Source organism: Catenovulum agarivorans DS-2 (genome assembly GCF_000568405.1).
Lineage (GTDB): Bacteria > Pseudomonadota > Gammaproteobacteria > Enterobacterales > Alteromonadaceae > Catenovulum > Catenovulum agarivorans_A.
The window spans coordinates 1-15,215 of sequence record NZ_ARZY01000054.1 but is presented as its reverse complement, the minus strand read 5'-3'; the positions used below and the strand labels follow the sequence as shown (position 1 = coordinate 15,215).

General features: G+C 41.4%; 11 protein-coding genes. All 11 read left to right on the top strand.

The features are described from left to right. Positions 1-94 precede the first annotated feature (94 nt). Positions 95-475 carry a preprotein translocase subunit SecE gene (gene secE / locus DS2_RS18275; protein ID WP_035016467.1) on the top strand — a complete coding sequence of 127 codons (381 nt, stop codon included), beginning with the start codon at positions 95-97 and terminating at the stop codon, positions 473-475. Between the two features lie 3 nt (positions 476-478). Continuing rightward, complete coding sequence (nusG, locus tag DS2_RS18270; RefSeq protein WP_035016466.1) at positions 479-1,021, top strand: transcription termination/antitermination protein NusG; 543 nt, start codon at positions 479-481, stop codon at positions 1,019-1,021. Between the two features lie 101 nt (positions 1,022-1,122). Next, positions 1,123-1,551, top strand: coding sequence for a 50S ribosomal protein L11 (gene rplK, locus DS2_RS18265; protein ID WP_035016465.1), 429 nt, complete (start codon positions 1,123-1,125; stop codon positions 1,549-1,551). A 3-nt stretch (positions 1,552-1,554) separates the two neighbouring features. After that, entirely contained in the window at positions 1,555-2,259 is a 705-nt protein-coding gene (rplA, locus tag DS2_RS18260) for a 50S ribosomal protein L1 (protein WP_035016464.1), read from the top strand. A 263-nt stretch (positions 2,260-2,522) separates the two neighbouring features. Beyond that, the gene (gene rplJ / locus DS2_RS18255) at positions 2,523-3,014 is read left to right on the top strand and encodes a 50S ribosomal protein L10 (RefSeq protein WP_035016463.1); all 492 of its coding nucleotides are present in this window, start codon (positions 2,523-2,525) and stop codon (positions 3,012-3,014) included. Between the two features lie 56 nt (positions 3,015-3,070). Next, positions 3,071-3,439 carry a 50S ribosomal protein L7/L12 gene (gene rplL, locus DS2_RS18250; protein WP_035016462.1) on the top strand — a complete coding sequence of 123 codons (369 nt, stop codon included), beginning with the start codon at positions 3,071-3,073 and terminating at the stop codon, positions 3,437-3,439. Positions 3,440-3,615: 176 nt separating this feature from the next. Beyond that, a complete protein-coding gene (gene rpoB / locus DS2_RS18245) occupies positions 3,616-7,644 on the top strand; it encodes a DNA-directed RNA polymerase subunit beta (protein ID WP_035016461.1) in 4,029 nt (1,342 codons plus the stop codon). A gap of 72 nt (positions 7,645-7,716) precedes the next feature. Then, positions 7,717-11,934, top strand: coding sequence for a DNA-directed RNA polymerase subunit beta' (rpoC, locus tag DS2_RS18240; protein WP_035016460.1), 4,218 nt, complete (start codon positions 7,717-7,719; stop codon positions 11,932-11,934). A gap of 154 nt (positions 11,935-12,088) precedes the next feature. Then, entirely contained in the window at positions 12,089-12,463 is a 375-nt protein-coding gene (gene rpsL, locus DS2_RS18235) for a 30S ribosomal protein S12 (RefSeq protein ID WP_035016459.1), read from the top strand. A gap of 77 nt (positions 12,464-12,540) precedes the next feature. Continuing rightward, entirely contained in the window at positions 12,541-13,011 is a 471-nt protein-coding gene (rpsG, locus tag DS2_RS18230; RefSeq protein WP_035016458.1) for a 30S ribosomal protein S7, read from the top strand. Positions 13,012-13,038: 27 nt separating this feature from the next. Beyond that, entirely contained in the window at positions 13,039-15,138 is a 2,100-nt protein-coding gene (gene fusA / locus DS2_RS18225) for an elongation factor G (RefSeq protein WP_035016457.1), read from the top strand. Positions 15,139-15,215 lie beyond the last annotated feature (77 nt).

Below are 15,215 nucleotides of genomic sequence, written 5' to 3'. Positions count from 1 at the left end.
GTTGGGGGTTCGAGTCCCTCCGCCCCTGCCAATATTTAAAGTACCTCGCTATGCGGGGCGTTTTTGTCTGTAAACCCGGAAAAGGTTTTTACGTATGAGCGTTGAAACAGAAAATCAAGGATCTCGTTTAGACCCAGTCAAATGGATCTTAACTTTTGCAATCCTAAGTGCCGCTGTAGTCGGTAACTATTTATATACAGAACAAGTATCTGTGTTGTGGCGCGCTATTGCTGTCGTTGCTGCAGTTGTGGTAGCAGGTTTAATTGCTGCACAAACAGGTAAAGGTCGTGACGCAATTGATTTTGCTAAAGAATCGCGTACTGAAGTTCGTAAAGTAATTTGGCCAACACGTGATGAAGCTTGGCGCACAACGGCCATCGTTTTGGTTGCAACTGTCATTATGGCGCTGATTTTATGGGGCTTAGATGGCATTATGGTACGTGCAGTATCATTCTTAACTGGATTGGGGTTATAAGATATGGCAGAAGCTAAATTACGTTGGTATGTAGTTCAAGCCTTTTCTGGATATGAAGGCCGTGTTGCAACAACTTTGAAAGAGCATATTGCGTTAAACAATATGGAAGAGTTTTTCGGTGAAATTTTAGTGCCGACCGAAGAAGTTGTTGAAATGCGTGCGGGTCAAAAACGTAAAAGTGAACGTAAATTTTTCCCAGGATATGTTTTAGTGCAAATGGTTATGAACGATGAGTCATGGCATTTAGTTAAAAGCACACCTCGTGTTCTTGGATTTATCGGTGGTACAAGTGACCGTCCAGCACCGATTTCTGATAAAGAAGCGCAAGCTATCTTAAATAGATTACAAGAATCACACGACAAGCCGCGTCCGAAAACATTGTTTGAACCAGGCGAAGTTGTCCGTGTTATTGAAGGCCCATTCGCAGACTTCAACGGTGTTGTTGAAGAAGTTGATTACGAAAAAAGCCGCTTAAAAGTTTCTGTATTGATATTCGGTCGTTCAACACCAGTTGAACTCGAATTCTCACAGGTTGAAAAAGGCTAAGGATTAACCTATAATCCGCGCCCTTATTTTTGATTGGGAAGCCGTAGAGTAAGTGTCCTCACATTTACTAGGCGTTCGACCCTACTACTGAGGTAATTAAAATGGCTAAAAAAGTACAAGCCCTAGTTAAGTTGCAAGTTGCAGCTGGTATGGCTAACCCAAGTCCACCAGTGGGCCCAGCTTTGGGTGCACAAGGTGTAAACATCATGGAATTCTGTAAAGCGTTTAACGCAAAAACAGAGAGCCTAGAAAAAGGTGCTCCAGTTCCAGTTGTTATTACTGTTTATAACGATCGTTCTTTCACGTTCGAAACTAAAACTCCACCAGCATCTTTCTTATTGAAAAAAGCTGCAGGCATCAAGAGTGGTTCTTCTAAGCCACACGTTGACAAAGTAGGTAAAGTTACACGTGCTCAGTTAGAAGAAATCGCAAAAGCTAAAGAGCCTGACTTAACTGCTGCTGACTTAGACGCAGCTGTAAATACAATTGCTGGCTCTGCGCGCAGCATGGGCTTAGTGGTGGAGGGCTAATCAATGGCTAAATTAAGTAAAAAAGCTCGCGCTATCCGCGAAAAAGTAGACGTAACTAAATTATATGAAATCAACGAAGCTGTTGCTTTATTGAAAGAATTTGCAACTGCAAAATTCGTTGAGAGCGTTGACGTTGCTGTTAACCTAGGCATTGATGCACGTAAATCTGACCAAAACGTACGTGGTGCTACAGTATTGCCACACGGTACTGGTCGCACAGTTCGTGTAGCTGTTTTCACTCAAGGTGCAAACGCTGATGCGGCTAAAGAAGCTGGTGCTGATATCGTTGGTATGGAAGATTTGGCTGAACAGGTTAAGAAAGGCGAATTGGATTTTGACGTAGTTGTTGCTACACCAGATGCAATGCGTGTTGTTGGTCAATTAGGTACTATTTTAGGTCCACGTGGTTTAATGCCAAACCCTAAAACTGGTACTGTAACACCTAACGTAGCTGAAGCGGTTAAAAACGCAAAAGCTGGTCAGGTTCGTTACCGCAACGACAAAAACGGTATCGTTCATTCAACTATCGGTAAAGCAGACTTTACTGAAGCTCAGTTGAAAGAAAACTTAGAAGCTTTAATCATCGCATTGAAAAAAGCAAAACCAGCTCAAGCGAAAGGTCAATACATCGCTAAAGTAAGTTTATCAACTACTATGGGTGCTGGTGTACAGGTTGATCAAGCTAGCTTGACTACTGTAACTGCTTAATAGTTGAACTAAAAGCTTTACTTGGCCGCAAAGTTTAGTTAAACTTCGCGGCCAAATTTAAGGTCGTGCCGCAAGGCTCACGTCCAAGACCGTAGGGGCTAATTTGATAATTATCTGATTTGCTTAATTATCCTACGTAGACGGTGAAGGAACCTCGAAGATTTAATCCTCTTCTGGACCTAATCCGTGAATCACGCCCAAGGTATTTTGCTTTGGGGTTATTTTAATCTAGATTTTATCTAGGATATCCAGGAGTTACACTAATGGCATTAGGACTCGCAGGCAAAAAAGAAATTGTCGCTCAAGTCAACGAAGCTGCCAAAGGTGCACTTTCTGCAGTTGTTGCTGACTCTCGTGGTGTTACTGTAGGTGCTATGACAGCTTTGCGTAAGCAAGCTCGTGAAGCAGGCGTTCAACTTCAAGTTGTTCGTAATACATTGGCACGTCGCGCGGTAGAAGGCACTGACTACGAATGTTTAACAGAATTATTCGTAGGTCCAACTTTGATTGCATTCTCTAACGAGCACCCAGGTGCGGCCGCTCGTATTTTAAAAGAGTTTGCTAAAGCGAACAAAACGTTCGAAATCAAAGGTGCTGCGTTCGAAGGTGCAGTTGCTGACGTAGAAGTTTTAGCATCATTGCCAACTTACGAAGAAGGTTTGGCGAAGTTGATGAGCTGCATGAAAGAAGCAGCGGCTGGCAAACTTGTTCGTACAATTGCAGCTATTCGCGATCAAAAAGAAGAAGCAGCTTAATATTAATTGCTGCTTAAATTTACATTAGTTTAAAAATTTTATTAGGATTAGAGATTATGTCTATCACTAAAGACCAAATCATTGAAGCTATTGCAGAAATGTCTGTAATGGATGTTGTAGAATTAGTTTCTGCAATGGAAGAAAAATTCGGCGTATCTGCAGCTGCAGCTGTAGTTGCTGGTCCAGCTGGCGCTGGCGAAGCTGCTGAAGAGAAAACTGAGTTTGACGTTATCCTTAAAGGCGCTGGTGGCAATAAAGTTGCAGTTATCAAAGCTGTACGTGGTGCAACTGGCTTGGGTCTTAAAGAAGCTAAAGGTTTGGTTGACGGCGCTCCTGCTCCAATCAAAGAAGGCGCTTCTAAAGAGGAAGCTGAAGAACTTAAGAAAGCACTTGAAGAAGCTGGTGCTGAAGTTGAAGTTAAATAAGCTGTTATTTAACAGTTTATTCGCCTTAACGGGCAAGGGCTGGTGCTTAAAAAGTGCCGGCCTTTTTGCGCTATAGAGCTTTGTGCTAAATAAGCTCACCAAAAGTCGATTATGATTGTAGATTTGAACAGTCCGTATAGCTGTTAAATCTTTGAATCAGCAAGCTGAGGAACCCCATGGCTTATTCTTATACCGAAAAGAAACGCATTCGTAAGGATTTTGGTAAGCGTCCACAGGTTCTGGATGTACCGTACTTACTTTCCATCCAGTTAGACTCTTTCCGAAAATTCATAGATGCAGACCCAGATGGTCAATACGGTCTGGAAGCTGCTTTCCGTTCTGTATTCCCTATCGTTAGTTATTCTGGTAGCGCCGAATTACAGTATGTCAGTTACCACTTGGGCGAACCCGTATTTGATGTTAAAGAATGTCAAGTCAGAGGGGTCACCTACTCTGCGCCATTACGCGTAAAACTCAGACTTGTTTTATACGATAAAGAAGCACCAGCTGGTACGATTAAAGACATCAAAGAACAAGAAGTATATATGGGTGAAATCCCTCTGATGACAGATAACGGTACTTTCGTTATTAATGGCACAGAGCGGGTAATCGTATCGCAGTTGCACAGGTCTCCAGGTGTATTCTTTGATCACGATAAAGGTAAAACGCACTCTTCAGGTAAAGTTTTATATAACGCGCGCGTTATTCCTTACCGTGGTTCTTGGTTGGATTTTGAATTCGATCCAAAAGACAATTTGTTTGTACGTATTGACCGTCGCCGTAAATTACCAGCGACTATTATCTTACGTGCATTAGATTACAGTGCTGAAGAAATCCTTGAGTTATTCTTTGAAACTGTAACATTTGAAATTAAAGACGCTAGTTGTTTAATGCAATTAGTGCCTGAGCGTTTGCTTGGTGAAACGGCTGCATTTGATATTGTAGGCGCTGAAGGTGAAGTATTGGTTGAAAAAGGTCGTCGTATTACTGCACGCCACATTCGCCAATTAGCTAAAGCCAATATCACTGAATTGGAAGTTCCAGTTGAATACTTAATCGGTAAGATATTGAAGAAATCTTACATTGATGAATCAACTGGCGAAGTGATCGCGGAAGCAAATACCGAATTAACCTTAGAGTTATTGGCAGAGTTAAGTAAAGCTGGTCACAAAACTTTAGACACACTTTACATAAATGACCTAGATCATGGTGCATATATCTCTGAAACTTTACGTGTAGATTCCACAACTAATCGTATTGAAGCTTTAGTTGAAATCTATCGTATGATGCGTCCTGGTGAGCCACCAACACGTGAAGCTGCCGAAGCACTATTTGAAAACCTATTCTTCAATGACGAACGTTATGATTTATCAAGCGTTGGTCGTATGAAGTTCAACCGTCGAGTTCAACGAGATGAGCTTATCGGTGAAGGTACATTATCAAATCAGGACATTACTGATGTAATGAAAACCTTGATTGATATTCGTGACGGTAAAGGTGAAGTGGATGATATCGACCACCTAGGTAACCGTCGTATCCGTAGTGTTGGTGAAATGGCTGAAAACCAATTCCGTGTTGGTTTAGTTCGTGTAGAGCGTGCTGTTAAAGAGCGTTTAAGCTTAGGTGATTTAGAAAACTTAACACCACAAGATTTAATTAACGCTAAGCCAATTTCAGCTGCGGTTAAAGAATATTTTGGTTCAAGCCAGTTATCTCAATTTATGGACCAAAATAACCCATTGTCAGAAGTAACGCATAAGCGTCGTATTTCTGCATTAGGTCCAGGTGGTTTAACGCGTGAGCGTGCCGGTTTCGAAGTACGTGACGTACATCCAACTCACTATGGTCGCTTATGTCCAATTGAAACGCCTGAGGGTCCAAACATCGGTTTGATCAACTCATTAGCAAGCTATGCGCGTACTAATGATTTTGGTTTCTTAGAAACACCTTACCGTAAAGTTGTTGACGGCCAAGTAACTGACCAAATTGAATATTTATCAGCAATCGAAGAAGGCAACCATGTAATCGCGCAGGCAAGTGCTGCGACAGATGAAGATGGTCGCTTAACTGATGAATTAGTTAACTGTCGTTACAAAAACGAATTTACTTTGATGAACTCGGAAGAAGTTCAATATATGGACGTGTCTCCTCAGCAGATTGTGTCTGTTGCTGCGTCATTGATTCCATTCCTTGAACACGATGATGCTAACCGTGCATTAATGGGTTCGAACATGCAACGTCAAGCAGTACCAACGCTAAAAGCTGACAAGCCATTAGTCGGTACAGGTGTTGAAAAAACCGTTGCAATTGACTCAGGTGTAACTGTTGTTGCTAAACGTGGCGGTGTGATTGACTACGTAGACGCAAGCCGAATCGTTGTTAAAGTTAATGAATCAGAAACAGTACCTGGTGAAGCAGGTATCGATATCTATAACTTGACTAAATACACTCGTTCAAATCAAAACACTTGTATTAACCAGCGTCCAACCGTTGAAATGGGTGTTCCAGTTGTGCGTGGTGATGTATTAGCCGATGGTCCTTCTACCGATTTAGGTGAGTTGGCGTTAGGTCAAAATATGCGTATCGCATTCATGCCTTGGAATGGTTATAACTTTGAGGATTCAATCCTAGTTTCTGAGCGCGTTGTTGATGAAGATAGATTTACTACAATCCATATTCAAGAATTAAGCTGTATTGCACGTGATACTAAATTAGGCCCAGAAGAAATTACTTCGGATATTCCTAATGTTGGCGAATCTGCGTTATCTAAGCTTGATGAATCTGGTGTTGTGTACATTGGTGCGGAAGTTAAAGGTGGTGACATCTTAGTGGGTAAAGTTACTCCTAAAGGTGAAACTCAATTAACCCCAGAAGAGAAGCTACTAAGAGCTATCTTCGGTGAAAAGGCGTCTGATGTAAAAGATAGCTCGTTACGAGTACCAAACAGCGTAAGTGGTACAGTAATCGATGTACAAGTCTTTACGCGTGATGGTGTTGAAAAAGACCAACGCGCCAAAGAAATTGAGCAGATGCAAGTTGCAGAGGTGAAGAAAGACCTTTCAACTGAAATGAAGATTTTTGAAGATGACATCTTCGCACGTGCTCGCGCATTATTGATCAAAGCTGGCGTTGCTGAATCTGTATTAGATTCGCTTGATAAAGCTAAATGGTTTAAGCAAAGCTTAACTGATGAAGCTTTACAGGAAGAATTAGAGCAAATTGCTGAACAGTATGAAGAAACCCGTGCTGAATTTGACAAAAAGCTAGAAGAAAAACGTCGTAAAATCACTCAAGGTGATGATTTAGCGCCAGGCGTACTTAAAATTGTTAAAGTATACCTTGCAGTTAAACGTCAAATTCAACCTGGTGATAAAATGGCGGGTCGTCACGGTAACAAAGGTGTTATCTCGACTATTCTTCCAATCGAAGATATGCCATACGATGAAAATGGCGAAGCTGTAGACATCGTACTAAACCCATTGGGTGTACCATCACGTATGAACGTGGGGCAGATCTTAGAAACGCATTTAGGGGCAGCTGCAAGTGGTATTGGTCGTAAGATCAATCAAATGTTGGCTGAACAGCGTGAATTGCATGAGCTACGTAACTATTTACAAGAAGTTTATAACGTTGGTGGTGGTCAACAAAAAGTTGATATTGCAAGCTTTACTGATGATGAAGTTCGTCGTTTGGCAAGCCACTTAAAAGCTGGTTTACCAGTAGCAACGCCTGTTTTTGATGGTGCTAAAGAGCCAGAACTTAAACAACTTCTTACTTTAGCTGGATTACCAACTAGTGGCCAAATCCAGTTATACGATGGTCGTACTGGCAACCCATTTGAACGTAAAGTAACCGTTGGTTACATGTATATGCTGAAACTGAACCACTTGGTTGATGACAAAATGCATGCGCGTTCAACTGGTTCTTATAGTCTTGTAACGCAACAGCCATTGGGTGGTAAAGCTCAATTCGGTGGTCAGCGTTTCGGTGAGATGGAAGTGTGGGCATTAGAAGCTTACGGTGCATCTTACACATTACAAGAAATGTTGACAGTTAAGTCAGATGACGTTAACGGTCGTACTAAGATGTATAAGAACATCGTAGATGGTAACCATAAAATGGAACCAGGCATGCCTGAGTCGTTCAACGTATTGTTGAAAGAAATCCGTTCATTGGGTATCAATATAGAGTTGGAAGAAGAATAAACTTCGACGGCTAAGGCGAGAGCAGCGGTGTCAACCGCTGCTTAGGATTTTAACTCCGAGTGGAGAATCAGCGTGAAAGACTTACTGAAGTTTCTCAAGCAGCAGAACAAAACTGAAGAATTTGACAGTATCAAGATTGGTTTAGCTTCGCCAGATATGATCCGTTCATGGTCATTTGGTGAAGTTAAAAAACCAGAAACGATTAACTACCGTACTTTCAAACCTGAAAGAGATGGTTTGTTCTGTGCGCGTATTTTTGGCCCTGTAAAAGATTACGAATGTTTGTGTGGTAAATACAAACGTCTTAAGCACCGTGGTGTTATTTGTGAAAAATGTGGTGTTGAAGTTACTTTAACTAAAGTGCGTCGTGAGCGCATGGGTCACATTGAATTAGCAAGTCCAGTTGCACATATTTGGTTCTTAAAATCTTTACCATCTCGTATCGGTTTAATGTTAGACATGACATTACGTGATATCGAGCGCGTATTGTATTTTGAATCATTTGTAGTAACTGAACCAGGCATGACCTCATTAGAGCGCAGCCAGTTATTAAATGAAGAAGATTATTTAGACGCATTAGAAGAATATGGTGATGAGTTTGAAGCTAAGATGGGTGCAGAAGCTATCTTAGATTTATTACGTCACATTGATTTGGCTCAACAAATCAAAGAAATGCGTGAAGAGTTACCAGAAACTAACTCTGAAACTAAGCGTAAAAAAATTACTAAACGTTTGAAGTTAATGGAAGCTTTCCATCAGTCAGGTAATGATCCAATTTGGATGATTATGACTGTGTTGCCAGTTCTTCCACCAGATTTACGTCCATTAGTACCTTTGGACGGTGGTCGTTTCGCAACTTCAGACCTAAACGATTTATATCGTCGTGTTATTAACCGTAATAACCGTTTGAAACGTTTATTAGACCTAGCTGCACCTGACATTATCGTACGTAACGAAAAACGTATGTTACAAGAAGCAGTAGACGCGTTATTAGATAATGGTCGTCGTGGTCGTGCAATCACTGGTTCGAACAAACGTCCATTAAAATCTTTGGCCGATATGATCAAAGGTAAACAAGGTCGTTTCCGTCAAAACTTATTGGGTAAACGTGTTGACTACTCAGGTCGTTCTGTAATTACCGTTGGTCCTACTTTACGTTTGCATCAATGTGGTTTACCGAAAAAAATGGCATTGGAATTATTCAAGCCTTTCATTTACGGTAAATTGGAACTTCGTGGTTTAGCAACAACGATAAAAGCTGCTAAAAAATTAGTAGAGCGTGAAGCACCAGAGGTTTGGGACGTATTAGACGAAGTAATTCGTGAACATCCAGTATTATTAAACCGTGCACCGACACTTCATAGATTAGGTATTCAAGCTTTTGAACCTGTATTAATTGAAGGTAAAGCAATCCATTTACACCCGTTAGTTTGTGCGGCATACAACGCTGACTTCGACGGTGACCAAATGGCGGTACACGTACCATTAACGTTAGAAGCGCAATTAGAAGCGCGTGCGTTAATGATGTCTACCAATAACATTTTATCACCAGCGAATGGTGAGCCAATTATCGTACCTTCACAAGACGTTGTATTAGGTTTGTACTATATGACGCGCGACAAGGTTAACGGTAAAGGTGAAGGTACTGTCTTTAAAGATGCTAAAGAAGCCGAAAAAGCATACCGTACCGGTGCTGTTGAATTGCATACTCGTTGTAAAGTTCGTTTAACGCAAACTTTATTTGACGAAAATGGCGAAGAAGTTACAAATACATCAATTGTTGATACGACAGCTGGCCGAGCAATATTATCGTTAATTTTACCTAAAGGTATGCCATTCGATATTATTAACCAAGCTATGGGTAAAAAGCAGATTTCACGCTTGTTGAATACTTCTTACCGTCAGTTAGGTTTGAAAGATACTGTTATCTTCGCTGACCAAATCATGTATACAGGTTTCCACTACGCAATGCTTTCAGGTGCTTCTGTTGGTATTGATGACATGGTTATTCCTGAAGCGAAAAAAGCAATTGTTGATGAAGCTGAAGCTGAAGTAAGTGAAATCCAAGAGCAGTTCCAAACGGGTCTTGTAACAGCTGGTGAGAAATACAATAAAATCATCGATATTTGGTCTTCTGCTAACGAACGCGTAGCTAAGTCTATGATGGATAACTTATCTAAAGATATTGTTATCAATGCTAAAGGCGAAGAAGAAGAACAAGCTAGCTTCAACTCAATCTACATGATGGCTGACTCTGGTGCTCGTGGTAGCCCGGCGCAGATTCGTCAGTTGGCTGGTATGCGTGGCTTGATGGCAAAACCAGATGGTTCAATCATTGAAACACCAATCATTGCGAACTTCCGTGAAGGTCTAAACGTACTACAGTACTTTATTTCAACTCATGGTGCGCGTAAAGGTTTGGCGGATACAGCACTTAAAACTGCAAACTCGGGTTATTTGACTCGTCGTTTAGTAGACGTTGCACAAGATATGGTTGTCATGGGTGTCGACTGTGGTACTGAAAACGGTACTTGGATGCGTCCATTAATCGAAGGTGGTGACGTTGTAGAACCACTTCGTGAACGTGTATTAGGTCGTGTTGTTGCTGAAGATGTAATTGGTCCTGATGGCGATGTATTAATTGCACGTAACGTGATGATTGATGAAGGCTTGTGTGACCTTTTAGAAGTTAACTCAGTTGATGAAGTTAAAGTTCGCTCTGTTATTACTTGTGATAACGACTACGGTGTGTGTAGTAAGTGTTACGGCCGTGACTTAGCACGTGGTCATATCATTAACCAAGGTGAAGCTGTTGGTGTTATTGCAGCACAATCAATCGGTGAACCTGGCACTCAGTTAACCATGCGTACTTTCCACATCGGTGGTGCAGCATCAAGAGCGTCTGCAGAAAATAGCATTCAAGTTAAAACTGACGGTTCAATTAAGCTTTCTAAAGCTAAATTTGTAACCAATGCGGATGGCAACATCGTTATTACTTCACGTTCAAGTGAGCTAACCGTAATCGATGAGCAAGGCCGTCAAAAAGAACGTTATAAAGTTCCTTATGGTGCAGTATTAAATAAAGCGGATGGTGATGCAGTTTCTGCTGGCGAAACTATCGCTAACTGGGATCCGCATACTCACCCAATCATCACAGAGGTAGTAGGTAAAGTTCAGTTTGCTGACATGGTTGATGGTGTAACTATTACTCGTCAAACAGATGAATTAACCGGCTTATCTAGCATAGTGGTTATCGATCCTAAAGATCGTACCGGTGCGGGTAAAGAAATGCGCCCAGCAATTCGCCTCGTTGATGATAAAGGTCAAGCGGTTAACATGAGTGGTACAGATATGCCTGCTCAGTACTTCTTGCCTGGTAATGCATTAATTAACCTTGAAGATGGTGCGACTGTTCACTCTGGTGATGCGTTAGCTCGTATTCCGCAAGAAAGTTCAAAAACTCGTGATATCACGGGTGGTCTACCTCGAGTAGCTGACTTGTTTGAAGCGCGTAAACCGAAAGATCCAGCAATACTTGCAGAAATTTCAGGTACAGTTTCATTTGGTAAAGAAACCAAAGGTAAACGTCGCCTAATTATTACCACGGAAGGTGGTGTTCAACACGAAGAGATGATCCCTAAATGGCGTCAATTGAACGTGTTTGAAGGTGAACAAGTTGAACGTGGTGAAGTTATTGCCGATGGTCCTGAGTCTCCACATGACATTCTCCGTTTACGTGGTATTCAAGATGTTTGTAATTACATAGTAAACGAAGTACAAGAAGTATATCGTTTACAGGGTGTAAAAATTAACGACAAACACATTGAAGTTATCGTGCGTCAAATGCTGCGTAAGTGTGAGATCAAACAAAGTGGTGATACTCAGTTCTTAGAAGGTGAAACTGCTGAAGTAGCTGCGGTTAATATCGAAAACCGACTATTGGCTGAACAAGGCAAAGAGCTTGCTCAGTTTGAATATCAATTGTTGGGTATTACTAAAGCGTCGCTTTCTACTGAATCATTTATCTCAGCGGCATCGTTCCAGGAAACGACTCGTGTGTTAACTGAAGCTGCTGTAAGTGGCAAGAATGATGATTTACGCGGTTTGAAAGAAAACGTAATTGTTGGTCGCTTAATTCCAGCTGGTACTGGTTTTGCGTATCATCAAAAACGTCAAGCTCAACGTAATAATCCATTAGAACCTGTTGTTGATACTTCAGTTACAGCTGATGAAGCAGAACGTGCATTAACTGATGCACTTAACGCAGATTTCAACAATGATTCTGAATAAAGTTTAATGATTTGACCCGATTGACACTAAATATTAGCAAGATCTCGGGTTTTCATTGACAGTTCATTCCTTGAACATTAAAATTCCGCGGCCTCTAGTAATAGAGGCGCGGATTTTTCATTTTTAAACGCTTATTTATTGTTAGGAGCAGTTAATGGCAACTATTAACCAGCTCGTGCGTAAGCCTCGTGTAAAACAGACCGTTAAAAGTAACGTTCCTGCTTTAGAAGCTTGCCCACAGCGTCGTGGTGTATGTACTCGTGTTTACACGACTACACCTAAAAAACCAAACTCAGCATTACGTAAAGTATGTCGTGTTCGTTTAACCAACGGTTTTGAAGTTACTTCATATATCGGTGGTGAAGGCCATAACTTACAAGAGCATAGTGTTGTTCTTATTCGTGGTGGTCGTGTTAAAGATTTACCTGGTGTTCGTTATCACACTGTTCGTGGTTCTTTAGACTGCGCGGGTGTTACGAAGCGTAAGCAAGGCCGTTCTAAGTACGGTGCTAAAAGACCTAAGGCTTAACGGTTCTCCGATAAGAGTAAGGCCAAGCAAGTAAATTAATTAGTTTTGGGTTATCCCTGAAAAATTGGAGCAATACAATGCCAAGAAGAAGAGTTGTAGGTCAACGTAAAATCCTACCAGATCCTAAGTTCCATAGTGAACTATTAGCAAAATTCGTTAATGTCGTTATGTTAGACGGCAAAAAATCAATCGCAGAAAAAATCGTATACGGCGCATTAGACATCGCTGCAGATAAATCAACTAAAGAGCATTTAGATGTATTTGAATCTGCACTTGAAAACGTTCGTCCTTCTGTAGAGGTTAAATCTCGTCGTGTTGGTGGTTCAACCTACCAAGTTCCAGTAGAAGTACGTCCAGTTCGTCGTAATACATTAGGTATGCGTTGGTTAGTAGAAGCTGCTCGTAAGCGTGGTGAAAAATCTATGGCACAGCGTCTAGCCGCAGAAATTGTAGACGCAGCAGAAAACAAAGGTACTGCCGTTAAGAAGCGTGAAGACGTTCACCGTATGGCAGAAGCCAACAAAGCATTCGCTCATTATCGTTGGTAATCAGTCCAATCTAAGAGGATATATATTGTGGCTCGCAAAACTCCTATCGAGCGCTATCGTAATATCGGTATATGCGCACATGTAGACGCTGGTAAAACTACCACGACAGAGCGTGTGTTATTTTATACTGGTTTATCTCACAAAATCGGTGAGGTGCACGATGGTGCTGCAACCATGGACTGGATGGAGCAAGAACAAGAGCGTGGTATTACTATCACCTCTGCAGCCACTACTACGTTTTGGCGTGGTATGGATGCGCAGTTCGACGAGCATCGCGTAAATATCATTGATACGCCTGGGCACGTTGACTTCACTATTGAAGTAGAACGTTCGCTCAGAGTATTAGATGGCGCAGTGGTCGTATTTTGTGCTTCATCTGGTGTTCAACCTCAGTCTGAGACAGTATGGCGTCAAGCAGATAGATATCACGTTCCACGTATGGTCTTTGTTAATAAGATGGACCGTGCAGGTGCTGATTTTCTTGCCGTTGTAAATCAAATTGAAAATAGATTAAACGCAGTGCCAGTGCCTATTCAGCTGCCTGTTGGTGCTGAAGATCACTTCACTGGTGTAATCGATCTAATCAAGATGAAATACATCAACTGGAATGATGCTGACCAAGGGGTGACTTTTGCCTATGAAGATATTCCTGCTGACATGCAAGCGCAGGCAGAGGAATATCGTGAAAAGATGGTAGAAGCAGCTGCCGAAGCTTCAGAAGAGTTGATGGAAAAATACCTTGAAGGTGAAACTTTATCAGAGGGTGAAATTAAACAAGCGTTGCGTACGCGTACATTAAGCAATGAAATTGTTTTATGTACCTGCGGCTCTGCGTTTAAAAATAAAGGTGTTCAAGCTGTATTAGATGCAGTGGTCGAATTTATGCCTTCACCAACTGATGTGCCTGCTATTAAGGGTATTAACGACGATGAATCTGAGGGTGAGCGACATTCAAGTGATGACGAGCCATTCGCTGCATTAGCATTTAAAATCGCAACTGACCCATTTGTAGGGACTTTAACTTTCTTCCGTGTATATTCAGGTGTAGTTAATACCGGTGATGCCGTGTATAACCCAGTTAAATCCAAAAAAGAACGTTTTGGACGTATTGTGCAAATGCACTCGAATAAACGTGAAGAAATTAAAGAAGTTCGCGCTGGTGATATTGCAGCCGCAATTGGTCTGAAAGACGTGACAACGGGTGATACTTTGTGTGACTCAGATCACGTTATTACCCTAGAGCGCATGGAATTCCCTGAACCAGTAATTGCTGTAGCAGTTGAACCTAGAACTAAAGCTGACCAAGAAAAAATGGGGCTAGCTTTAGGTAAACTAGCTGCAGAAGATCCTTCATTCAGAGTTGAAACAGATGAAGAATCTGGTCAAACTATCATTTCAGGTATGGGTGAGCTTCACTTAGACATTCTTGTCGATCGTATGAAGCGAGAATTTAAAGTTGAAGCGAACGTCGGTAAGCCTCAAGTAGCTTATCGAGAAACTATCCGTAATGCTGTTGAAGTTGAAGGTAAATTTGTTCGACAATCAGGTGGTCGTGGTCAATACGGTCATGTTTGGTTGAAGATTGAACCTTTAGAAGAAGGTGCTGGCTATCAATTTGAAAACGCTATTGTTGGTGGTGTTGTTCCTAAAGAATACATCCCTGCTGTAGATAAAGGTATCCAAGAACAAATGAAATCTGGTGTTATTGCTGGTTATCCTGTTCTTGACGTTAAGGTTACATTGTACGATGGTTCGTATCATGATGTTGACTCTAACGAAATGGCGTTTAAAATTGCTGGGTCTATGGGCTTTAAAAAAGGTGCCGCTGAGGCAAACCCAGTGTTACTTGAACCTTTAATGAAAGTTGAAGTAACCACCCCTGAAGATTTTATGGGGGATGTTGTGGGTGACCTTAACCGTCGTCGTGGTATGATCGATGGTATGGAAGATGGCCCTGGTGGTATTAAAATTGTTCGAGCTAAAGTTCCGTTAGCTGAGATGTTTGGATATGCAACTGATTTGCGTTCACAAACACAAGGCCGAGCGTCTTACTCGATGGAGTTTCTAAAATATGGTGAAGCTCCGAAAAATGTAACTGATCAAATCATTGAATCACGTAATTTTTAATTGTTAGGAAGGACTTCGGTAAGAAGTCTCAAATAAAAAGGTAATTGAAAGTGGCTAAAGCAAAATTTGAACGTACT